The following is a 20,385-nucleotide window of genomic DNA, read 5'->3' as shown; positions in this document are numbered from 1 at the left end:
GCTCCACCCCCGGCCACCGCGGCCGAAAGGGTCCTGCCGAAAAGAGCAACCGCGGCCCGCCGGGCCATCCCTCCACGCCATTCATGTTCCAAGGGCAAGCGATAGATCCAGCGAATACCCTGCTCAGTCCCACCAGAAGGACCACACCTCGTGGTCCAGCACCTGGTTGGCCGCGTAATCGCGGAGGGTTTCGTCGTCGCCCTGGGTGATGGTGTCCGAGGAGAAAGCGAAGTGCTCGGCGGCGACCGCCTCGGCCTGCGCCGGAGTGCGGGGCGGGGCCGCCACCGAGACGGCGAGGCGATCGCCGTCCAGGGTGACGAGCCGTGCCCCGTAACGCTCCTCCCACGAGCGCAGGATCACGCGCAGCTCCTCGGTCTCGAAGAGCCAGCCGCCGGCGAGGCCCAGCTCGTCCAGGAGCCGGGGCACGTCCTCGCTGCGGTACGGGCGGTCCAGGAGGAACGTCAACTCCTCTTGGCGAAGTCCGGCGTGAACGCGGACGGCAACCCGTTCGGCGATCTCCTCCGCGTCCGCTCCGAGTTCGCCGGCGGCGGGCGCGAGTCCGGGCCAGCGCTCGCCGAAGGGCGCGACCACCTCGCCGAACTCCAAGGGCTCCCCGAAGAGTTCGACCACACGTTCCCGCCCGGGGTAGTCCTGCCCCGCCGCTGCGATCGCCTCCCGCGCGTACCGCTCCCAACTTTCGCCCAGCACCTCGTCCGCGCTGCGCACGCCCATGTGTCCTCCCGCCATCCCTCCCACCATCGCCCCACACGCTAACCGCACCCACCGACACCGCCCGCCTCTCGTGGGGCCATCTCAGCGCGCGCTCATGGGCTGTGCCGACGGAATGACCGGCAGGGGCGCGGGTGCCCTTGGTACGGTGCTCCGATGCCGGCGATCAAGAAGTTCCAAGTGACCTTCGACTGCGCGGAACCCGAGCGTCTCGCCCGTTTCTGGTGCGAGGTGCTGGGGTACGTCGTGCCGCCGCCACCGGAGGGCTTTGCCACCTGGGACGACTACCAGCAATCGCAGCCGCCCGAGCAGCGGGGTTCATGGTTCGCCTGCGTGGACCCCTCAGGCGTGGGACCTCGGCTGTACTTCCAGCGCGTCCCCGAGGGGAAGGCCGTCAAGAACCGGGTGCACCTTGATGTGCGGGTCGGTACCGGGCTCGTGGGCGCGGAACGCCTGGCTGCACTGGAAGCCGAATGCGCACGGCTGCTGCCGCTCGGCGCAGTCCACGTGCGCACGCTGTACGACGGCGAGGATTCCTGCATCCCGATGCTGGACATCGAGGGCAACGAGTTCTGCATCGACTGAGCGCACGGCTTCCCTCGGCCGGCGACGGAGGCACCGATGAGTATCGAGTTCACGATGTGGCGCATCAGCCCGGCGACGTACGCCCAGGCGGTGGCGGCCGGCGAACTGGGTCCGGATCACGTCGCCGAGAACCTGCGCGTGGGGAAGGAGTGGGATGTCCTGGCCCGCATCCTCGCGGACGGCCCGGTGCCGGTGCCGGTCACGGGACCGGCGCGGGCCGTCGCCGGAGGCGAGGTGCTGCCGGAGGACCTTCCCGACTACGGAGGCACCCGGGTGCTGTCACCCGCCCTGGTACGGGAAGTGGCCGCACAGCTGTCCGCACTCGGCGACACCGACATCGAGGACCGCTACCGCACCCTCGACTTCACCGGCAGCTACGGCGCGCGCAACGGCGTCCATACACGGCCGGTCGAACAGTATGTGGCGGCCTTCCGGGAGGTCCGAGACTTCTACGCCGCGGCGGCGGAGGCCGGGGACGCGATGGCCGTCTGGCTGGGCTGAGCCGCCGCCGGGAGCGAGCGCGGGACCCGTGCCCGTGTCGGCGGCCTACTCCAACCCGTCAACCGGAACGTTCCGCCTGTTCGGAGCGCCGGCGCAGCTCGTCCAGGTATGCCGCGACGGCGTCGCGGTTGCGCGTCAGCACCTCGATCCGCGCGGTCAGCCGGTCCCGCTCCCGCTCCAGTCTCGCCGTCGTCTCGGGCAGGACCCCCTCGAAGACGATCGGGTCCCGCGGTGACTCCAGGCACGGCAGGATCGCGGCGATCACCTGCGTCGACAGCCCCGCGGAGAGCAGTTCGCGGATCTGCTGGACCCGCCCCAGTGTGGCCTCGCTGTAGTCGCGGTAGTTGTTCGCCCCGCGCCGCGAGGTGATCAGGCCCTTCGCCTCGTAGAACCGCACCTGCCGGGTGGAGGCGCCCGCCCGCGCGGCCAGTTCGCCGATTCGCATACCGATCATCGTACGGCTTGACCTTGACGCACGTGTCAAGGTCGGAGCCTGCTGCCATGACCGAACTGAACGGAACCGTCAGCACCCGTTTCGCGCCTGTCCGCGACGCGGTGGAAAAGCAGCTGCTCAGCGGGGCGGAGGTGGGGCTCTCGCTGGTCGTGGACGTCGACGGCCGGCAGGAGGTGGACCTGTGGGGCGGCCACCGGGACGCCGCCCGTACGCAGCCCTGGGAGCGCGACACGATCACCAACGTGTGGTCCCTCACCAAGACCGTGACGAGCCTGGCCGCCCTGCTGCTCGTCGATGCCGGCGAACTGGACGTCCACGCGCCGGTCGCCCGCTACTGGCCCGAGTTCGCGGCGAACGGCAAGCGGGACGTCGAGGTGCGGCACCTGCTCTCCCACACCTCCGGCCTCTCCGGCCTGGAGCAGCCCGCGCGCATCGAGGACCTGTACGACACGCGCGCGGCCGCGGCCCGGCTGGCCGCGCAAGCGCCCTGGTGGCGGCCCGGTTCGGCGTCCGGATACCACCTGCTCACCTACGGCCACCTCATCGGCGAGCTGGTGCACCGCCTGACCGGCCTGCCGCTGCGCGACTTCGTGGAGCGGCACCTGGCGCGGCCGCTCGGCGCCGACTTCCGGATCGGGGTGGGGGACGCGGATCTGCCGCGGGTCGCGGACGTCGTCCCTCCGGCGGTCGCCTTCGACCCCTCGGCGCTCGATCCCGGTTCCGTCGCCCACCGGACGCTCACCGGGCCGCCGATCGAGGCCGGTGCCGCGAACACGCGGGCGTGGCGGACCGCGGACCTGGGGGCGGCGAACGGGCACGGGAACGCGCGGGCGCTCGCGCGGATCCTGGCCCCGCTCGCCCTGGAGGGCGCCACGCCGGGCGGCCGGCTGCTCGGGCCCGACACCATCGCACTCGTCTTCGACCGGCAGTCCGCGGGGGTGGACCTCGTCAACGGCCTCCCCCTGACGTGGGGCATCGGGTTCGCCCTGGCCTCGGGGCGCACACTGCCGTGGATACCCGAGGGGCGGATCGCCTTCTGGGGCGGATGGGGCGGCTCGATGGCGATCGTGGACCTGGACCGCCGTATGACGATCACCTATGTGATGAACGATATGGGGGCGGACATTCTGGGCTCGGCGCGGGCGGCGGCTTACGTGAGGGCCGTGTACGAGGCGATGGGGGTTGCGTCCGGGCAGGGGTGAGGGTGGTACCGGGGTCGGGGGTGGGCCTGCTGTGGGGCGGCGGCCCCGTAGCGCCTGGTGGGGGCCCGTACCGGGGTCAGGGGCGAGCCCCCCCGTGGGGCCGCGACCCGGCCAGCCCGAGAGGAGCGAGCGCCGTACGAGGGTTGCTGCCGACGCCGACGGGTGGCCCCCGGGACAGGGCCGCGGCCTCCTTCGGGCTGCTCGCCGCGGCCGCCCGCGGGGCCAGGGCCGCCGTCACGGCCGCCCACCCCAAGCGCCCCGCTTGCCACCCCGCCGTCACCGCCGCCCAACCCCGGAGCGCGCGGCTCGGCGCCTCCTCGCTTCCGGGCGCGGCAGCGACACGCGCCTGCCGCCCGTTTGCCGAAGCGGAGGTCTCTCCGTTACCTTGGAGGAACAAGCGGAGAACCCTCCACTTGTTTGCCGAATTGATCGTCCGAGGAGGACGCACCCATGGCTGAAGTGCTGGTGACGGGCGGGTCGGGCTACATCGGAAGCTGGTGCATCCTCGCACTGCTGGAGGCCGGGCACTCCGTGCGCACCACCGTCCGCAGTCTGTCGCGCGAGCCGGAGCTGCGGGCGATGCTGCGGCACGGTGGCGCCGCGCCGGACGCGCCCGTACGCGTCCTGACCGCCGATCTCACGAAGGACGCGGGCTGGCCGGAGGCGGTGAAGGGGTGCGACGCCGTCCTGCACGTCGCCTCGCCGACGCTGACCAGCGTCCCGCGCTCCGACGACGAGATGGTCGGCCCGGCCCGCGACGGTGTGCTGCGCGTCCTGCGCGCGGCCCGCGACGCGGGCGTACGGCGGGTGGTCCTCACCTCGGCGATCGGCGCCGTCGCCTACGGCCACCCGGAGCGGGACACACCGTTCACGGAGGAGGACTGGACGGACGTCGACGCGGGCATCCAGCCGTACCAGAAGTCCAAGACGCTTGCGGAGCGCGCCGCTTGGGACTTCGTCAGGACGCAGGGTGAAGGGCTGGAGCTGGCCACCGTGAACCCCACCGGCGTCCTCGGCCCCGTGCTGGGCCCCGACTACTCCCCGTCCCTCGGGCTCGTCAAGCGCATGCTGGACGGTGCGATGCCGGCGACGCTGAAGTTCGCCACCGGGTACGTGGACGTGCGCGACGTGGCCGACCTGCACCTGCGCGCGATGACCGATCCGGCGGCCGCGGGGGAGCGGTTCATCGCGACCTCGGGGCGGAGCCTTTGGCTGCGCGAGGTCGCCGAGATCCTCCGCGAGCGCCTCGGCGAGCGTGCCGCGGGGGTGCCCACGAGGGAGCTTCCCGTCTGGGCGACCCGGGGCCTGTCCCTGGTCAACTCCGAGCTGCGTCCGCTGCGTTCGATCCTCGGCAAGAACCTCGACGCCACCTCGGCGAAGGCCCAGCGGGTGCTGGGCTGGAAGCCGCGCCCGATCGCGGACACGATCACCGAGACCGCCGAGAGCCTGCTCGCCCTGAACGTGGCCCAAGCGGTCTGACCCGGAAGGAACGGAGCCGAAATGAGCGAGCCCATCGGCCGGTTGGGATCGGTGTCCCTGGACTGCGACGACCCCCGCGCCCTCGCGGAGTTCTGGGTGTCGGTGCTGGGCGGCACGATCACCGTCGAGACGGATTCCTTCTGCGGCGTCGACCTCGGTGGCCTCCTGCTGGTCACGGTCCGCGTCCCCGACCACAAACCCCCGCGGTGGCCCGACGGGGAGCCCAAACAGTTCCATCTGGACGTGGCGGTAGCCGACTTGGACAAGGCAGAGCACCAGGCCCTGGCAGCGGGCGCCACGAAGCCGTCCCACCAGCCGAACCCGGCCGGCTGGCGCGTCCTCCTCGACCCCGCCGGCCACCCCTTCTGCCTCACCACCCTCCTCCCGGCGTAGCGGCGCGGGCCGCTCCGGCGAAGGAGGGCATGCCGGGAGCGACGGAGCACCCCGTCGGTTAGGGTGATGATCATGGTGGAGTGGGGGATGCAGGCTGCCGTCGCGGGGGATGTCGAGGCGGTGGCCGCGTTGAAGGCCGTGGTGATGCGGGGGGATCTGGAGCGGCTGGGGCGGTGGGACGAGGACCGGGCGCGGCAGCGGGTTCGTGAGCGGTTCGATCCGGCGTGGACGTGGATCATCGAGGTGGACGGGGCGTTCGGCGGGTCCGTGGCGCTGCGCCCCGAGGGGGACGCCCACTGGCTCGAGCACTTCTACCTTGACCCGCGGTACCAGGGCGCGGGCATAGGGGCGGCCGTGCTGCGCCGGCTGCTGGACCGCTGCGACCGCGACGGCACCCTGGTCCGGCTGGACGTCCTCCAAGGCAGCGCGGCCCGGCGCCTCTACGAACGCCACGGCTTCGTCTTCGTATCCGAGGACCCCATCGACGTCTTCATGGCCCGCACACCACGGACCGTGACCCCGCAGCGATGATCGTACGGTCGACCCATGGATGAGCCGTCACAGCGGAAGGTCCGCCCCCGTCTCCGTATCCACCAGCCCGACGCCCGTGACGTGCCCGGTGATCAGGGGCAGCGGATGCAGTAACGCGACGGCCTCGCCCTGGGCCGGACCGTCCAGTCCGGTGGCCAGCGTGCAGTGCGGGACCCAGATGTCCGGCCGGAAGTGGCCGAACGGACCGCCCGCGTCACCCCCGATTGCCGCGTGGACGGCCGCGTGCGCCTCCAGCAGCGCCCGCGTGACGGTCACCCCGAGGAACAGCACCCCCTGCGCCCCGCCGAACACGCCGACCGACTCCATCCGCACGGCCAGCGTCTGATCGGCGATCTGCCCCGGCACCCCAGGTTCGCCCAGCACGATCCGCTCGGCCACGGCCACGGTGATGTGCGGCCGCCCCAGGACCGGCGAGCCGCCCGCCCCGAGAACCCCGCCCCCCACCAACCGCTCCCGCAGCCCCTCGACAGCAGCCTCGGCCGAGCCGTCAAGAAACATCACCAGCGCCTGCCCCACGACCGGCCACCCTCCCACACCCCTGCCGACCCGCGCACAAGGAACCTCTGTCGGTGGGGTGTTGTACGTTCGGTGAGGTGATCGTCGGCGAACAGGACCGGCGTTTTACGGAACGGGGGACGGGGCCCGGTGAGCATCGAGCTGACCCTGTGGGGCGTGACTCCGGCGGCATTCGAGGACTGGCTCGAGGGGAATCCGTCACGCGCGGGCCTCACCCGCGAGTGCCAGGAGATCGCCAAGGGATGGGCGGTCCTCCACCACGTCCTGGAATCCGGCAGTTTCCACCCGGGCCTGGCCGCTGTCGCCCTCGGCGGCGGCCTCCCCCTGCTCGACGGCCACGCGGACTACGGCGGGACCTTCGGCATCACGCCCCGCGTCGTGCGGGCCATCGCCGAGGAGTTGCGCGGCGGCGCAGCCGGGAGCTACGAGGACGACGACATCCGCGAGAGGTACGAGAAGCGGCGCGCATCCCTGCGCGGCCTGTACGGCGCGGCCCCGGAGGACCCGCACGAAGTCGAGGTGGTGGTGGACAACTTCCACACCTTGCGCGACTTCTACGCCGCGTGCGCCGCGTCCGGCGATGCCGTGGTGAAGTGGCTCGGCTGACCGCAAGCCGCGCCCCGGGCCGCAGCAGACGCGGCACCGGTGGCCTATTGGTCGTTTCGGAATCACGAGGCCGCTGAAAGGGACCGGGGACAGGTCGGCTCATCGGTCACGGGTGGCTCAGCTTGTTATTTAACCTTTGCGAGCCTTTGATCCGATTACGTTCGGCGATGGAGTCAGGGCGCCTGGTCGTTCTGCCCACGTCGTGACGGGTGGCCGGGTGTCGGTTCTTCGAGCCGACTGGCCTGCCTGGTCCGGGAGTTGAGAGTTTCGGCGCACGGGCCGGGCCCGGGTGGGTGATCCAGTGCGAGCCCCGTTCGGGACCGGATCGGCTCGTGGTCGTAGGTCCGATGGCCAGTCGCTCCTGAAGCTCGGGGCCGATGCCGTGGCGGGTCCCCGCGCATACGCTGCCACAGCCAGAACATGATCACTGACGAGGAGCATTCCATGCCTGCCACCGGCCAGAGCCACATCCGCATCGCCCGGCCGTCGCGCGACCTGGTCGCTGCAGAAGACTTCTGGGTCGGTGGGCTCGGACTGAGCGTTCTGTTCCGCGCGGAAAGCGCAGGAAGGCCGGACCACCACGATCTGTTGATGATCGGCTGGCCGGACGCCTCCTGGCACCTGGAACTCGTCCACGACGCCGCCGTAAAACCGCGGCCTACCGAGGAGGACCTGCTCGTCGTCTACCTCGACGGCCAGGTACCGGAAACGCTTCTCTCACGTCTGGAAGCCCACGGCGGCAAGCGTGTGCAGGCTCGTAATCCGTACTGGGACAACTGGGGCGCCAGCATCGAAGATCCAGATGGCTACCGATTGGTTCTCAGCACCCGCAGCTGGACCAACTCCTGACCTTCGGAAGGTCGAGGTCGTAGAGCCCTTGACGCCGATCTCGATGTAGATCCGCCGCAGGAGTGCGGGCAGCGGACGTCCGATGACGTGCTCCGCAGCGTCGACGTCCCGTGGCGTGATCGGCGGGAACAACGGGCCGCGCGCCGCGTCCACGAAGTAGGCCGTCACCTCCTCGGCTTGCGACCTGAGCGTGATCGTCCCGTTGCTGCCGTACGCGACGATCCGGCTTCGAAGGTGTTCCAGGCGCTCAACGCCGAAGCGCTCCTCGATCCACGCCCGGGGGACAACCGCAGTGTCGAACCGCCGCCCCGGGTCCCATGCTAAAGGGCTCGCTCGTAGCGGACTTCGGGGATGGGGACTCCGTCGTAGGACTCCGTCTGGGCGGTGCCGTCCGGTGTGTAACCCGCTCGCTCGTAGAAGCGGCGGGCCCGGGTGTTGTCGCGGAGGACCCACAGGCGGATCGAGGTGAAGCCGTGGGTACGGGCGTGGGTGTGGGCCGTGTCCATCAGGGCGCGGCCGATTCCGGAGCCGATCAGCGGGGGCCGTACGTAGAGGGCGTACAACTCGCCCGGGGCCACCTCGCCCCGATAGGGGCCGACGCACGCCCACCCCACCACCTCGCCGGCACCGTCCACCGCGACGAAGTCGGCCACCCCCTCCCGCGCATGCGCGAACCGTCGGTGGCGCTCCCGCGCATCCCCCTCCACCGTCATACCGTCCAGGTACGACTGCGGAAGGAGCCCGGCGTACGCCGCCTGCCACCCTGCCACCCGCAGCGCCGACACCGCGCGGACATCGGCCTGCGTCATCACCCGTACGGTCGTCATACCGGCACCGTAGAGGGCGCGGCGGCGAGCGCGCCTCCGGAATAAGGGTGAGCGCCCCCGACAAGGATGCGCCCTCGGGAATCAGGCGGCCGACCGTTCACCCAGGAAGCGCCGCCGCAGGCCCGGGACCGTGAGGGGCGGCGGCGCGTAGGACTGGTCGAGGGCGCCGACATCCGTACCCGGCGGGACGATCGCGTCGATCCGGTCGAGGAGATCGTCGGTGAGGGCGACGTCGAGCCCGGCGAGCAGGGCGTCGAGATGGGACATCGTCCGGGCGCCGACGAGTGCGCTGGTCACGCCCGGGTGGGCGATCACGAACGCCAGGGCGAGCTGCGCCGGGGCCAGCCCCGCCTCCTGGGCGAGCGCGGCGAACCGCCCCGCGGTCTCGATCCGGTGCTCGTCGTTGAGGTGGCGGAGGAACTTCGCACGCCGCAGCCCGTTCGCCTCGCCCGCGCGGACCCGCCCGGTGAGCAGCCCCTGCGCGAGCGGACCCCACACCAGCGTGCCCATCCCGTAGCGCTGCGCGACCGGCAGTACCTCGCGCTCGGCACCGCGGTTGAGCAGCGAGTACGCCGGCTGCTCGGTGCGGAAGCGGACGAGGGCGCGCCGCTCGGCCGCCCACTGGGCCGCCACCATGTCGGACGCGGGCATCCCCGAGGTGCCGATCGCCCGCACCTTCCCGGCGCGGACCAGGTCCGTGAGCACCGACAGGGTCTCCTCGACATCCGTGTCGGGGTCGGGGCGGTGGATCTGGTAGAGGTCGATGTGGTCGGTCTGCAGGCGGCGCAGCGAGTTCTCGACGGCGGTGGTGATCCAGCGCCGCGAGGCACCCTGCTGGTTCGGGTCCTCGCCCACCGGGCGGCCGCACTTGGTGGCGAGGACGACGTGCTCGCGCCGCCCCTTGAGCGCCCTGCCGACGATCTCCTCGGAGTCCGCGTAGGCGTCGGCGGTGTCGATGAGGTTGATCCCGGCGTCCAGCGCCTTGTGGATGACACGGACCGAGTCCGCGGGGTCGGGGTTGCCGACGGACGTGGCGAACATCAGCGCGCCGAGCCCGTAGGGGCTCACCTTGATCCCGGTCCGGCCGAGTGAACGGTACTGCATGCGAAAACGCCTCTCCTCGCAGGTGAAGGGGGGTGGATACCGCTCCGGGGCCACCGCCGGCGCAAGCCGTACGGCGGTCTGCCCGCAGCCCGGCGGCAGCCCCGCCGGTGGTCGGGCCCCGTACGGACCCCGGTCCGCCTCCCAGCCTGCGGCAGCTCCCGCGCCCCCGGGAGGGACGTCCTTGTCCAGGGACCCGCTCTCCCTGGCTGGGCCCGCCGCCGCGCGGCATGGTGGAGGTGTGGACAGAAACGAGCTGGCCGGCTTCCTGCGCCGCTGCCGCACCCGACTCGCCCCCTCCGACGTGGGCCTCCCGCAGGGCGCCCGCCGCCGCACCCCGGGGCTGCGCCGGGAAGAGGTCGCGCAGCTCGCGGGGATGTCCACCGACCACTACACCCGGCTGGAGCAGGCCAGGGGCTCCCGTCCCTCCCGCCAGATGCTCACCGCCGTCGCCCGCGCACTGCGGCTGAGCGACGACGAGCGCGACCACCTCTTCCACCTGGCCGGCGAGGAGCCGCCGAGCAACCGCGCGCCCACCGAGCACGTCCGCCCCGGCCTGCTCCTCGTCCTCGACCGGCTCACCGACTCGCCCGCGCAGGTGGTCAGCGACCGCGGTGACGTCCTCGCGCAGAACGCCATGGCCAAGGCGCTGCACGGCGACGCCTCCGCCCGGCCCGAAGCCGAACGCAACGTCGTGTGGCGTTACTTCACCGACCCGGAGGCCCGTGAACTCTTCCCGCCCGAGGAGCGCGACCGCGGCGTCCGCGCGGCCGTGGCCGACCTTCGCGCCACCCTCGCCCGCCGCCCCGACGACGCGCGGCTGGCCGCGCTCGTCCGCCGACTGCGCGCCCGCAGCGAGGAGTTCGCGGCACTGTGGGACACCCACGATGTCGCCGTACGCCGCTCCGACGTCAAACGCTTCCAGCACCCGGTCGTCGGCCCGCTGGAACTCGACTGCGAGGTCATGCTCAGCCCCGAGCACGACCAGCGGCTGGTCCTCTACACCGCGCGCCCGGGCTCGGAGTCGTACGATCGCCTCCAACTCCTGCGCGTGATCGGGCTGCAGAGCCTGACGAGTTGACACCACCGTGCCGCGGTCCGCGGGTCCGGGCGGGGGCGGGGAAAAACAGTGGAACGGCGCCTCGTACGCCCTTATGGTGCTGCCCGCCGGAGTCGTCGGAGGAAGGGTCGGCCGTTGTACACCAAGTGAGACCTCCCGAGTGCTGAATCGTCGCGCGTCGCGCCCTGTGCGCCGCGCTGCTTTTTGCTGCGGACTTCTCACTGAAACGGTGTATCCCTGTGCTCCACAGCTGGGTGGTCATGCCCACCTGCCTTCCGCTCGTCCGCCGCCGCTGCCATGCCTGCGGCTGCGAGCGCTTCCGCACCGGCGGAAAGTTCCGGATCAACGCCCACCGCAAACTCCTCGACGTCTGGCTCCTCGTGCTGTGCACGACCTGCGAGGACACCGTCAAGCTCACCGTCCTGGACCGCACGAGCGTGCGCGCGGTGCGGCCCGCGCTGCTGGACCGCCTGCACGCCAACGACATCGGCCTCGCCGTCGAACTCCTCCAGGACCCGGCCCTGCTCCACCGCAATCGCGTCGCCCTCGACTGGCAGGACGCCTGGCGCCTGGAGACGGGCGGCACCGCCCACCTCGACCAGGAGTCGATCGACGTCTCGGTCCGCTTCGCCGCCGCGATCCCCATCCGGCCGCTCCGCCTGATCGCCGAGGGCTGCGCCCTCACCCGCGCGCAGGCCGACCGTCTGGCGAAGGAGGGAAAACTGGTCTCGGCCGTCCGCCTCAACACCAGATCGGCAGGTGACTTCACCTTCACCCTGAAACGCTGAGGCGGCTGTTCACCAAGGGGGCCGGGCGGGCCCAGTACGGCGCCCGGCCCGCTCCCGGGCCCGGCCGCTGTCCGCCGGGACGGTCATCGGAACGAGGCGCACCGGCCTCGCGCTCAGGGGTGCCGCCGTGGCAGGGTGGCCCCTGTGACGCGTCGGCGTGCGGTCGACCGGTGACGCGTGCGGGCAGCGTTGGGAAGGACACGATGAAGCTTCTCCTCACCGACTCCGGCATCAAGAACGCGAGCATCCAGGCGGCGCTGGTCGACCTCCTCGGCAAGCCGATCGCCGAGTCCTCCGCTCTGTGCATTCCCACCGCCGGGTACGGCGGTCCCTACGCCGATCCGGGCGGGCCCTGGCGGTTCGTCAGCGGACAGTCCCCGAACCCCATGACCGGGCTGGGGTGGAAGTCGGTGGGCGTACTGGAACTCACCGCCCTGCCCAGCCTCGACGAGGCGCTCTGGGTCTCCTGGGTCCGCGAGGCCGACGTCCTGCTGGCCAACGGGGGAGACGCGCTGTACCTGTGCCACTGGATGCGGGAGTCCGGGCTGGCCGAACTCCTGCCGTCACTGCCGGACACGGTCTACGTGGGGCTGAGCGCCGGGAGCATGGTGATGACCCCGCGCGTGGGGGAGGAGTTCGTGGGGTGGAAGCCGCCCACAGGCGGCGACAGCGCGCTGGGCGCAGTCGGTTTCTCGATCTTCCCGCACCTGGACCATCCCTCCTGCCCGGAGAACACCATGGCCGACGCGGAACGCTGGGCGGCCCGCATCGGCGGCCCCGCGTACGCGATTGACGAACAGACCGCCATCAAGGTGGCCGACGGCACCGTGGACGTGATCTCCGAAGGCCACTGGCGGCTGTTCCAGTGAGCCGGCGTCCTGTGTGATGCGAGGGGCGTTTGGAGCCGCGGTGTTTGTCGAAGCCTTGGCCTCGGGCAGCGCACAAGCGTCGGCTTGCGGCGGGCGGTCCCGCAGCAAGTGCCCGCACATCCGCTGAGAGGTCCGCGACGACGCGCACGAGGCAGTCCGCAAGCTCGCCTGCCCGCCGACCTACTGTGACAACGATGTCGAAGGGGGCTCACCGGCCCCGTACCCGCCCCGAGGAACCGCCGCACGCCCAACTCCCGCCCCCCGTCGAAGGGTTGCCCATGGTCCGACAGTGGCGCTCCGCCCTCCTCAGCGTGCTCGCCCTGCTCGCCGCTCTCCTCGCGGCCGTTCCCGCCGCCGCCCAGGCGGCCCCCGAGCGCTCGCCCCACGCCGCAGGCACGCAGATCACCCTCAACGGGACCAAGGGCGGGCGGACCTTCGACGGGATCGGGGCCATCAGCGGGGGAGGGGGCAACTCCCGGCTGCTGAGCGACTATCCGCCCGCCCAGCGCGCGCAGATCCTCGACTACCTGTTCAAGCCCGGGTACGGCGCCGACCTTCAGTTGCTGAAGCTGGAGATCGGCGGCGACGCCAACTCCACCGACGGGTCCGAGCCTTCGATCGAGCACACCAAGGGGCAGATCAACTGCGACGCGGGGTACGAGTTCCAGCTCGCCGAGCAGGCCGAGGCCCGCAACCCGCACCTCAAGCTGTACGGCCTGGCGTGGGCCGCGCCCGGCTGGATCAACGGCGGCTTCTGGTCCACCGACACCATCGACTACCTGATCTCGTGGCTGGGGTGCGCCAAGCAGCACGGCCTGACGATCAGCTACCTCGGCGGCTGGAACGAGCGCGGCCACGACGCCGACTGGTACGTCCAGTTGCGCTCCGCGCTCGACGCCGCCGGCTACCGCTCGGTGCAGATCGTCGCCGACGACAGCGGCTGGAGCGTGGCCGACGACATGGCCGCCGACCCCGCGTTCAACGACGCCGTCTCGGTCATCGGCGCCCACTACCCCTGCGCGGGCGGCGACGGCGGCAGCGCCGACACCTGCTCCAGCACCGACACCGCGAAGAACAACGGCAAACCGCTGTGGGCCTCGGAGAACGGCTCCCAGGACATGGACTCCGGCGCGCCCGCCCTCGTCCGCTCCATCGTCCGCGGTTACGTGGACGCCAAGATGACCGCCTACCTCAACTGGCCCCTCGTCGCGGCGATCTACCCCAACCTCCCCTACGCGACCGTCGGATTGGCGACCGCCGGATCGCCCTGGTCGGGCCACTACACCATCGGCGAGAACACGTGGGCGACCGCGCAGTTCACTCAATTCGCCCAGCCCGGCTGGACGTTCGTGGACTCCGCCTCCGGCTACCTCGGTGGCGCCGAGAGCAACGGCTCCTACGTCAGCCTGAAGTCGCCCGACGGCACGGACTGGTCGACGGTGCTGGAGACCACCACCGCGACCACCGCGCAGACGGCGAGCATCCACGTCGAGGGCGGCCTGTCGGCCGGCACCGTCCACGTGTGGGCGACCGATGTCGACCACCCCAGCGCCGCAACGGACTTCGTGCACACCGCCGACCTCACGCCCACCGGCGGCACCTACGCGCTGACCCTCCAGCCGGGCTGGGTCTACACGCTCACCACCACGACCGGCCAGGGCAAGGGCACCGCGACCGCACCGGCCGACCACGCCCTCGCGCTGCCGTACTCCGACAGCTACGACAGCGACGCGACCGCCACCGAGGCCCGCTACCTCTCCGACATGCAGGGCTCGTTCGAGGTCCGGCCGTGCGCCGCGGGCCGCTCCGGGCAGTGCGTGCAGCAGGTGACACCGGTCAAACCCATCGAGTGGCAGGACGACTCCGACGCCTTCACCCTCGGCGGCGACCCCACCTGGTCGGACTACACGGTGAAGACCGACGTGGACCTCCAGCAGGCCGGCACCGTCGAGTTGATCGGCCGCGCGGGCACCCAGCAGCGCCCGCAGAGCCACCAGGCCGCCTACGAGCTGCGGATCAGCGACACCGGCTCCTGGTCGATCGCGCGCAGCTCCACCGCCGGCACCCTCACCACCCTGGCGTCCGGCAGCCGCGCCGCCCTCGGCCTGAACTCCTGGCACACCCTCGGCCTCGGCTTCTCCGGCGACACCATCACCGCCACCGCCGACGGCGCCACCCTCGGCACCGCCACCGACAGCGCCTACCACCGCGGCCAGATCGGCTTCGGCACCGCCGGCTACCAGACCGACCAGTTCGACAACCTGTCGGTGACCGCGAACCCGCCCGGCGACATCGGCGGCGTTCTCAAGGGCCGCCAGTCCGGCCTGTGCGCGGACGTCACCGGCGCGAGCCGGGCCGCGGGCACGGCCGTCGAGCTGTGGGACTGCAACGGCGGCGGCAACCAGCACTGGACGGCCACCCCCGCGGGCCAGTTGACCGTCTACGACGACAGCACCTGCCTGACGCCCGCCGGCGGCGCCACCGCGGACGGCACCGCCGTGCAGATCGCCCCCTGCACCGGCAGCGCCGCCCAGAAGTGGACGGTCGAGGACGACGGCAGCGTCGTCAACGGCGCCTCCGGCACCTGCCTGGACGCCACCGGCCAGGCCACCGCCCCCGGCACCGCGCTGGAACTGTGGGGCTGCAACGGCGGCCCCAACCAGCTGTGGGACCGCGGCGACACGACCGCCCTGCTGCGCGGCCGGCAGTCGGGGCGCTGCGTGGACGTGCCCGCGCTCAGGCAGGACGACGGCACGCAGCCCGCGCTGTGGGACTGCAACGGCGGCGCCAACCAGCTGTGGACCTCCACCGCGACGAACCAGCTCACCGTCTACGGCACCAAGTGCCTCGGCACGGTCGGCGGCGCCACCGCGGACGGCACCGGCGTGGAGATCCGCACCTGCTCCGGGACGGCCACCCAGCAGTGGCGGGTGCGCTCCGACGGGACGGTGCAGAACGTCGGCTCCGGCACCTGCCTGGAGGTGACCGGCGGCGCGACCGCGAACAGCAGCCCGCTGGAGATCTCCGGCTGCACCGGGGCCACGAACCAGGAATGGGACCGCGCCTGAGCCGGCCCGGCCGGTGAGCCTGACGCAAGGACTGCCGCACGCCGGCGGGGCCGCGGCCGGGTGGTCGCGGCCCCGCGCGCGTGGGCGTGGGGTCAGGAACTGGCGTAGAGCGCGGCGACCTGGCTCGCGGTGAGCGCGCCGGGGTAGGCGCGCACGTCGCTGACGCTGCCGGTGAGCTGGTTGTACAGGCTGTTCGGCGCGCTCGCGGTGGCGATGGCGCCGATGGTCAGCGGACCGCCGGGGCTGTACTGGGGTGTGGTGTTGGTGGCGGTGTCGGCCAGGGAGCCGTCCAGGTAGAGCTGCATGGTGCCGCTGCCCGCGGTGTAGACGCCCGTCAGGTGCTCCCAGGTGCCGATCAGAGCCGGAGCCGAGGTGGTGATGATGGTGGCTGTGGTGCTCGGGTCGTTGGTGGTGGTGCGGAAGACCCAGCCGTCGGTGGAGCTGAAACCGAGGTAGAACGCCTGGTGGTACGTGGTGCCCTGGCCCGCGCAGAACTGGGTGGTGTCCAGGGTCTGCACCTCGATCCAGCACGAGACGGTGTAGCTCTTGGTGGTGTCCATTGCGGGCGCGGTGGCGCGGATGACGCCGTCGCTGCCGTCGAAGACCGCGGCCGCGCCCGGGGTGCCCTTGTGGTTCGGGCCCCATGTGACGCTCGCCGAGGGGCTGGAGGGGTTGAGGCCGGCGGCATCGTCGCCGCCCGAGGCACTGGTGAGCGTCCACTGGTCGGCGTAGTCGTACGCGGTGCCGGTCGCCCACACCGGCATGCCGTCGTCGAGGTAGATGACGAGGTTGCCGTCGGGTTGCAGCAGCATCGCCCCGCCCTGCCCGAAGTTGGTGTTGCTCGCCCACAGGGCGCCGCTCTGGGTGGTGGCGTCGGGGTAGGCGACGAGGTTGCCGTCGGTCTGGAAGCTCAGCGTGGCGGCCGGGGTGGTGGCGGTGCCCTTGGTCCACATCGGGGTGCCGGCGACCGTGACGGTCAACCGGCCCTGGTCGAAGGCGACCGTGGTGGCGTTGCGGGTCCAGCTGCTGCCGCTGGCGTAGCGGGTGGAGTCGTTGGGGAACAGGGTGAAGTTGCCGTTCGTCTCGGTGCCCGCGACCTGGGTGGGTGTCAGCACCTGTTTCCAGGTCCGCAGTTGGGAGACCGCGCCGTCCAGGAAGGCGGTCATGGCGCCGTTGCTGAGGTAACCGCCGATCACCAGGGCGCCGTTGAAGGCGGCGGTGGTCGGGGTGTGGGCGATGCTTCCGGCGTCCACACCGTTGACGTACAGGGCCATCATCTTGTTGGCGGCGTCGTAGGTGACCGTCAGGTGGGTCCAGGTGCCGAGGTCGACGTGGGAGCCGCGGGCGCAGTCCGTCGTCGGGCTCGCGACATCGCTGGCCGCCATGCAGAAGTACCACTCGCCGGTGGCCTTGTCGGCGTAGACCTTCATGCCCGCGGTGTGGGTGCCGCTCTGGGAGACGATCGCGTCGCCGGCGATGGTGGGCTTGGCCCACAGCGAGAGGCTGAAGCTGCCGGAGAGGTCGAGCGGGGCCGCCGAGGAGGTCAGGGTTGCGGTGGTCGCGCTCACCCCGGTGTTCAGCTGGATGTCGGGGCTGAACAGGTCGCCGGTGGACCACATCGCGGCGCTGCTCGCCGAGGTGATCACCGGGCCGGTGGGCGAGGTCTGGTCGGCGGAGCCGGCGGTGGAGCCGACCGTGCCGTCGGTCTGCTCGTCCAGGTCCCAGATGTGGCTCTGGGCGGCGAGGGTGTCCTGGGTGACGGCGCTGCGGAAGCCGCTGTCGTCGGCCGCCATCAGCCCCGCGGTCACCTTGCCCGAGGCGTCGGTGCTCCACAGGTCGGGGGTGCCGTCGCCGTCGATGTCGGCCGCCTGCAGGGTGCGGCTCGCGCCGGTGTTCCAGTCGGTGGAGACGTGGTGCGAGGTGAAGGAGAAGGCGCCGGTGTCCGGGTCGTAGGACAGGCCGGTCCACAGGTAGAGGTCGCCGGTGGCGCTGTCCCACAGGTAGAGCGCGGTGCCCGGGGTGGGGCTGCTCGCGGGCAGCACAGTGCTCGCCAGCGTCCAGTCCTGCCAGTCGGTGCCGCCGGTGGGGGTCGCAGTCGTCAGCAGCGGAAGGGAGTTGTCGACGCCGCCGGGGCCGCTGCCGTAGGAGCCGACGGTGCCGGTGTCGCCGGTGTAGAGGTTGAGGTAGTAACCGTTGGTGGTGTCGCCGGAGATGCCGATCAGGTCCGGATAGGCGCTCTGGCCGCCGGAGTTGTCGCCCGTGACGCCGTCGGCGTCGGCGAGTTGGAGTGGCGCGTCGCCGAACGGGTCGTCCAGCGAGCCGGAGAGGATGTCGGCGGGGTTGCCGGCGTCCAGCGCGGAGCCGTCGCCGTTGCCGTGCAGGATCTCGCCGGTGCCCGCGTGCGGGCCGGAGGGGTAGTAGACCAGCACGTCCTGGAGGTTGTCGCGGGTGAACAGCCCGGTGAAGGCGATCGCCCCGTCGTAGTCGGCCGGGGTGCCGAATCCGGTGGCGCTGTCGGCGTCGACGCCGCTGCCGTACATGCCGATGTCCGTGGCGGCGGAGTCCACGTGGCCGTTGCCGCTGTGGCCGGGACCGGCCTGGCCGGTGGCCATCCACAGCCCCGAGGGCAGCCCGTTGACGGACTTGGCGCCCACCTCCAGCAGGTCGGGGGTGCCCTGGCCGGTCAGGTCGCCGTCGGCGGCCGCGCTCTGCGGCGTCGCGGAGTCGAAGACCAGGCTCGCGGTGTCGCCGTAGTTCGCGCCGGCCGAAAGGCTCGTGACCGTGAGGGTGTTGGTGAACCGCTCGGGGGTCAGCACGATCCGCCCGCTGGAGGCGCCGAGCGTGTGCGCGGGCCCGCCGTTGAGCTGGTAGACGTACGCCGTCGGGGTGACGGCGCCGCCCGGGTCGGGGCTGATCGTGAACGAGCAGTGGCTGCCGATGGTGCCGACCGTCGGCGGGTCGGTGCTGTCGTCGGCTGGCGGCGTCACCGGGCACTCGGCCGAGGTGTTCGGCAGGGTGATCACGGGTGCGCCGGGCCTGCTGGGGTCGAAGGTGAAGGAGCAGGTCCTGCTCCAGGCGCTGGTGAAGTGGAAGTCGGTGTCCTGGGCCTTCCAGTCGATCTGCAGCGCCTTGATGCTCGCGGTGCTCTCCAGTGTCGCCTTGGGGATCTTCAGCGAGAAGGTGCTGCCCGAGGACGCGGTCAGCGAACCGGAGCTGCTGCTCGCCACGGTGGCGCCGGTGGCGTGGTTCACCGCGGAGAACGCCACGCCGACCGTGCCGCCGTCCGGGTCGGACGCCTTGACATGCAGCGTCACATCGCCGTCGCCGACCGTGCTGGTGGTGCAGGAGGTGACTGGCGAGGTGCTCATGGTGTTGGGCACGGTGGGCGCGTGGTCGTAGGTGGTGCTGACGCTCACCTTGTCGGAGAACTCCTTCCAGCCGTACGCGTCCGACTCGTCCGAGGCGCGCAGGCCGAAGGTCAGGCTCGCCGACTTCGCGGTGGCCGCGCTCTGCATGGCGCTGCCGATGTCGAAGCCGACACCCGCCGCGGGGCAGGAGGAGTCATGGCCGTGCGCGACCGTCGCGCTGTCGATCTCGCTGCTCAGCGTCGGCGGGTTGTCGTACGTGGTGCCCGAGGAGATGCCGGAGGACTTCCACAGCTGCACGCCGGTGGCGGTGCAGGAGGGCGACCACTCCTCGGTGAAGTTCAGCTGCGAGGACAGCACGGTGGCGCCGTAGATCTTCGAGGGCACCGAGATCTGCACGAACGAGCGGGCCTTGAAGGTCGGCTCCTGCCAGTCCTGGTAGCCGACCCGCAGCAGGTCGCCCGACTTCCAGTAACTCGCGCTGTGGTAGTAGGAGTTGGTCTGCGTCCAGGCCTGCAGCGAGCTGCTTGCGGAGGGCGCGGTGAAGGTGGGGTCGATGTAGACCGGGTACACCGTGGAGGGGGCGCCGAGCAGAGCGGCCGGGGGAGTCAGGGTGATGCCCGCGGTCTTCGCGGCGAGCTTCAGGGCGGCGGTGTGGGCGTGCTCGCCGGGCGCGGCGGGGGAGGAGCGCAGCGGCAGGCCGCTGGCGGCATCGACGGCGGTGCCGGTCAGGGGGTCGGTCACGGCCTGTCCCGTCGGGGGGCCCGCCGACGTGCTCGCGGCGGACCCCTTGGCCGGGTCGCCGGCGGCGCTCTTGCCGGTGCTCGTCGGTGCCTGGGGCGCGGCGGCGTCCGTTGCCGAGTCCCACACGCGCGGAGCGGTGGCCGTGAACACCGGGCGTCCGGTGCGGTCCTTGGCGGCGACGTTCCCGGTGGCGTCCGCCGAGAGGCGCACGCCGTGCGCCTTGGTGGCCAGCGTCAGCGAGCGCAGCTCGGGGTCGGCCGCCGCGGCGGCGTCCTTCACGACCAGGACCTCGGAGAAGCCGCCCTGCTCGTCCGCGGTGACCGACAGGTCCACGCCGTCGAGGACGTCCGGGTAGGTGGCCGTCGCACCGGAGAGCCGGGGCGCGGGCAGGCGCATCGGCAGCGTGAAGGACAGCGAGGACGTGCCCGCGCTCATCGTCGCCAGCGGCCCGCTGCCGCCGGGCGAGAAGTCGATCCCGCCGGTCGAGACCGCGGGTGAAATCCGCCCGTCCGCGGTACGCCGCAAAGTCGGGTCGAGGCCCTTCCACTTTCCGCCGATCTTCTTGCGAACCGGAATCGTGAATTGGCGCACGGTCAGGGTGCCATTCGGATTCGCGGTGACCGTACTTGTCGCGGTTGTCGCGGAAGTGACCGCAACGGCTTTTCCGGAAGCGGAAGCACGGGCGAGCGCCGCCTGC

The 20,385-nt window shown here is 71.8% G+C and carries 18 protein-coding genes; 12 read left to right on the top strand and 6 right to left on the bottom strand.

Annotated features, from left to right (window positions below; translation table 11 throughout):
- Positions 1–123 precede the first annotated feature (123 nt).
- Entirely contained in the window at positions 124–732 is a 609-nt protein-coding gene (locus BLR33_RS10035) for a DUF4253 domain-containing protein (protein WP_245771319.1), read from the bottom strand.
- A 153-nt stretch (positions 733–885) separates the two neighbouring features.
- Here BLR33_RS10035 and BLR33_RS10030 point away from each other — a divergent pair, with 153 nt between their 5' ends.
- Together BLR33_RS10030 and BLR33_RS10025 are read left to right on the top strand one after the other, a co-directional pair.
- The gene (locus tag BLR33_RS10030; RefSeq protein WP_093783982.1) at positions 886–1,314 is read left to right on the top strand and encodes a VOC family protein; all 429 of its coding nucleotides are present in this window, start codon (positions 886–888) and stop codon (positions 1,312–1,314) included.
- 36 nt (positions 1,315–1,350) lie between these two features.
- A complete protein-coding gene (locus BLR33_RS10025) occupies positions 1,351–1,815 on the top strand; it encodes a DUF1877 family protein (protein ID WP_093783981.1) in 465 nt (154 codons plus the stop codon).
- Positions 1,816–1,873: 58 nt separating this feature from the next.
- On the opposite strand, the gene BLR33_RS10020 is transcribed toward BLR33_RS10025, so the two are convergent.
- Positions 1,874–2,260 (bottom strand): MerR family transcriptional regulator, encoded by a 387-nt coding sequence (locus BLR33_RS10020; RefSeq protein ID WP_093784284.1) that lies wholly within the window; start codon positions 2,258–2,260, stop codon positions 1,874–1,876.
- Positions 2,261–2,316: 56 nt separating this feature from the next.
- Here BLR33_RS10020 and BLR33_RS10015 point away from each other — a divergent pair, with 56 nt between their 5' ends.
- From BLR33_RS10015 to BLR33_RS10000, 4 genes are all read left to right on the top strand, one after another.
- The gene (locus tag BLR33_RS10015; protein ID WP_093783980.1) at positions 2,317–3,471 is read left to right on the top strand and encodes a serine hydrolase domain-containing protein; all 1,155 of its coding nucleotides are present in this window, start codon (positions 2,317–2,319) and stop codon (positions 3,469–3,471) included.
- A 450-nt stretch (positions 3,472–3,921) separates the two neighbouring features.
- Positions 3,922–4,950 (top strand): SDR family oxidoreductase, encoded by a 1,029-nt coding sequence (locus BLR33_RS10010; RefSeq protein ID WP_093783979.1) that lies wholly within the window; start codon positions 3,922–3,924, stop codon positions 4,948–4,950.
- A gap of 21 nt (positions 4,951–4,971) precedes the next feature.
- The gene (locus BLR33_RS10005; RefSeq protein WP_093783978.1) at positions 4,972–5,343 is read left to right on the top strand and encodes a VOC family protein; all 372 of its coding nucleotides are present in this window, start codon (positions 4,972–4,974) and stop codon (positions 5,341–5,343) included.
- Between the two features lie 72 nt (positions 5,344–5,415).
- Positions 5,416–5,874 carry a GNAT family N-acetyltransferase gene (locus BLR33_RS10000; RefSeq protein WP_093784283.1) on the top strand — a complete coding sequence of 153 codons (459 nt, stop codon included), beginning with the start codon at positions 5,416–5,418 and terminating at the stop codon, positions 5,872–5,874.
- A gap of 27 nt (positions 5,875–5,901) precedes the next feature.
- Here BLR33_RS10000 and BLR33_RS09995 read toward each other — a convergent pair whose 3' ends face one another.
- Positions 5,902–6,411: a 2'-5' RNA ligase family protein gene (locus tag BLR33_RS09995; RefSeq protein WP_093783977.1), complete on the bottom strand. Its 510-nt coding sequence runs from the start codon at positions 6,409–6,411 to the stop codon at positions 5,902–5,904.
- 129 nt (positions 6,412–6,540) lie between these two features.
- Here BLR33_RS09995 and BLR33_RS09990 point away from each other — a divergent pair, with 129 nt between their 5' ends.
- Together BLR33_RS09990 and BLR33_RS09985 are read left to right on the top strand one after the other, a co-directional pair.
- The gene (locus BLR33_RS09990) at positions 6,541–7,017 is read left to right on the top strand and encodes a DUF1877 family protein (protein ID WP_093783976.1); all 477 of its coding nucleotides are present in this window, start codon (positions 6,541–6,543) and stop codon (positions 7,015–7,017) included.
- A 444-nt stretch (positions 7,018–7,461) separates the two neighbouring features.
- Complete coding sequence (locus BLR33_RS09985) at positions 7,462–7,866, top strand: VOC family protein (RefSeq protein WP_093783975.1); 405 nt, start codon at positions 7,462–7,464, stop codon at positions 7,864–7,866.
- Between the two features lie 320 nt (positions 7,867–8,186).
- Here the strand turns inward: BLR33_RS09985 and BLR33_RS09975 are convergent, their stop codons facing one another.
- Together BLR33_RS09975 and BLR33_RS09970 are read right to left on the bottom strand one after the other, a co-directional pair.
- Positions 8,187–8,693: a GNAT family N-acetyltransferase gene (locus BLR33_RS09975; protein ID WP_245771318.1), complete on the bottom strand. Its 507-nt coding sequence runs from the start codon at positions 8,691–8,693 to the stop codon at positions 8,187–8,189.
- Between the two features lie 81 nt (positions 8,694–8,774).
- Positions 8,775–9,797 (bottom strand): aldo/keto reductase, encoded by a 1,023-nt coding sequence (locus tag BLR33_RS09970; protein WP_093783974.1) that lies wholly within the window; start codon positions 9,795–9,797, stop codon positions 8,775–8,777.
- Between the two features lie 238 nt (positions 9,798–10,035).
- On the opposite strand from BLR33_RS09970, the gene BLR33_RS09965 reads away from it, so the two are divergent.
- The 4 genes from BLR33_RS09965 (at position 10,036) to BLR33_RS09950 (ending at position 15,579) form a co-directional block, all read left to right on the top strand.
- A complete protein-coding gene (locus BLR33_RS09965; RefSeq protein ID WP_093783973.1) occupies positions 10,036–10,875 on the top strand; it encodes a helix-turn-helix transcriptional regulator in 840 nt (279 codons plus the stop codon).
- Between the two features lie 239 nt (positions 10,876–11,114).
- The gene (locus BLR33_RS09960) at positions 11,115–11,642 is read left to right on the top strand and encodes a DUF1062 domain-containing protein (protein WP_176930229.1); all 528 of its coding nucleotides are present in this window, start codon (positions 11,115–11,117) and stop codon (positions 11,640–11,642) included.
- A gap of 203 nt (positions 11,643–11,845) precedes the next feature.
- A complete protein-coding gene (locus BLR33_RS09955) occupies positions 11,846–12,511 on the top strand; it encodes a Type 1 glutamine amidotransferase-like domain-containing protein (protein ID WP_093783971.1) in 666 nt (221 codons plus the stop codon).
- 278 nt (positions 12,512–12,789) lie between these two features.
- Positions 12,790–15,579: a ricin-type beta-trefoil lectin domain protein gene (locus BLR33_RS09950; protein ID WP_093783970.1), complete on the top strand. Its 2,790-nt coding sequence runs from the start codon at positions 12,790–12,792 to the stop codon at positions 15,577–15,579.
- A 92-nt stretch (positions 15,580–15,671) separates the two neighbouring features.
- Here BLR33_RS09950 and BLR33_RS09945 read toward each other — a convergent pair whose 3' ends face one another.
- Positions 15,672–20,279 (bottom strand): LamG-like jellyroll fold domain-containing protein, encoded by a 4,608-nt coding sequence (locus BLR33_RS09945; RefSeq protein ID WP_143031666.1) that lies wholly within the window; start codon positions 20,277–20,279, stop codon positions 15,672–15,674.
- Between the last annotated feature and the right edge of the window lie 106 nt (positions 20,280–20,385).

The organism is Actinacidiphila guanduensis (assembly GCF_900103985.1).
Classification (GTDB): Bacteria; Actinomycetota; Actinomycetes; order Streptomycetales; family Streptomycetaceae; genus Actinacidiphila; species Actinacidiphila guanduensis.
This window is presented reverse-complemented; position numbering and strand designations above follow the sequence as displayed.

Excerpts from the sequence above, each read along its gene's own strand:
- BLR33_RS10035 (WP_245771319.1), bottom strand. The coding sequence starts at position 732 with ATGGGCGTGCGCAGCGCGGACGAGGTGCTGGGCGAAAGTTGGGAGCGG.
- BLR33_RS10030 (WP_093783982.1), top strand. The coding sequence starts at position 886 with ATGCCGGCGATCAAGAAGTTCCAAGTGACCTTCGACTGCGCGGAACCC.
- BLR33_RS10025 (WP_093783981.1), top strand. The coding sequence starts at position 1,351 with ATGAGTATCGAGTTCACGATGTGGCGCATCAGCCCGGCGACGTACGCC.
- BLR33_RS10020 (WP_093784284.1), bottom strand. The coding sequence starts at position 2,260 with ATGCGAATCGGCGAACTGGCCGCGCGGGCGGGCGCCTCCACCCGGCAG.
- BLR33_RS10015 (WP_093783980.1), top strand. The coding sequence starts at position 2,317 with ATGACCGAACTGAACGGAACCGTCAGCACCCGTTTCGCGCCTGTCCGC.
- BLR33_RS10010 (WP_093783979.1), top strand. The coding sequence starts at position 3,922 with ATGGCTGAAGTGCTGGTGACGGGCGGGTCGGGCTACATCGGAAGCTGG.
- BLR33_RS10005 (WP_093783978.1), top strand. The coding sequence starts at position 4,972 with ATGAGCGAGCCCATCGGCCGGTTGGGATCGGTGTCCCTGGACTGCGAC.
- BLR33_RS10000 (WP_093784283.1), top strand. The coding sequence starts at position 5,416 with ATGGTGGAGTGGGGGATGCAGGCTGCCGTCGCGGGGGATGTCGAGGCG.
- BLR33_RS09985 (WP_093783975.1), top strand. The coding sequence starts at position 7,462 with ATGCCTGCCACCGGCCAGAGCCACATCCGCATCGCCCGGCCGTCGCGC.
- BLR33_RS09975 (WP_245771318.1), bottom strand. The coding sequence starts at position 8,693 with ATGACGACCGTACGGGTGATGACGCAGGCCGATGTCCGCGCGGTGTCG.
- BLR33_RS09970 (WP_093783974.1), bottom strand. The coding sequence starts at position 9,797 with ATGCAGTACCGTTCACTCGGCCGGACCGGGATCAAGGTGAGCCCCTAC.
- BLR33_RS09960 (WP_176930229.1), top strand. The coding sequence starts at position 11,115 with ATGCCCACCTGCCTTCCGCTCGTCCGCCGCCGCTGCCATGCCTGCGGC.
- BLR33_RS09955 (WP_093783971.1), top strand. The coding sequence starts at position 11,846 with ATGAAGCTTCTCCTCACCGACTCCGGCATCAAGAACGCGAGCATCCAG.
- BLR33_RS09950 (WP_093783970.1), top strand. The coding sequence starts at position 12,790 with ATGGTCCGACAGTGGCGCTCCGCCCTCCTCAGCGTGCTCGCCCTGCTC.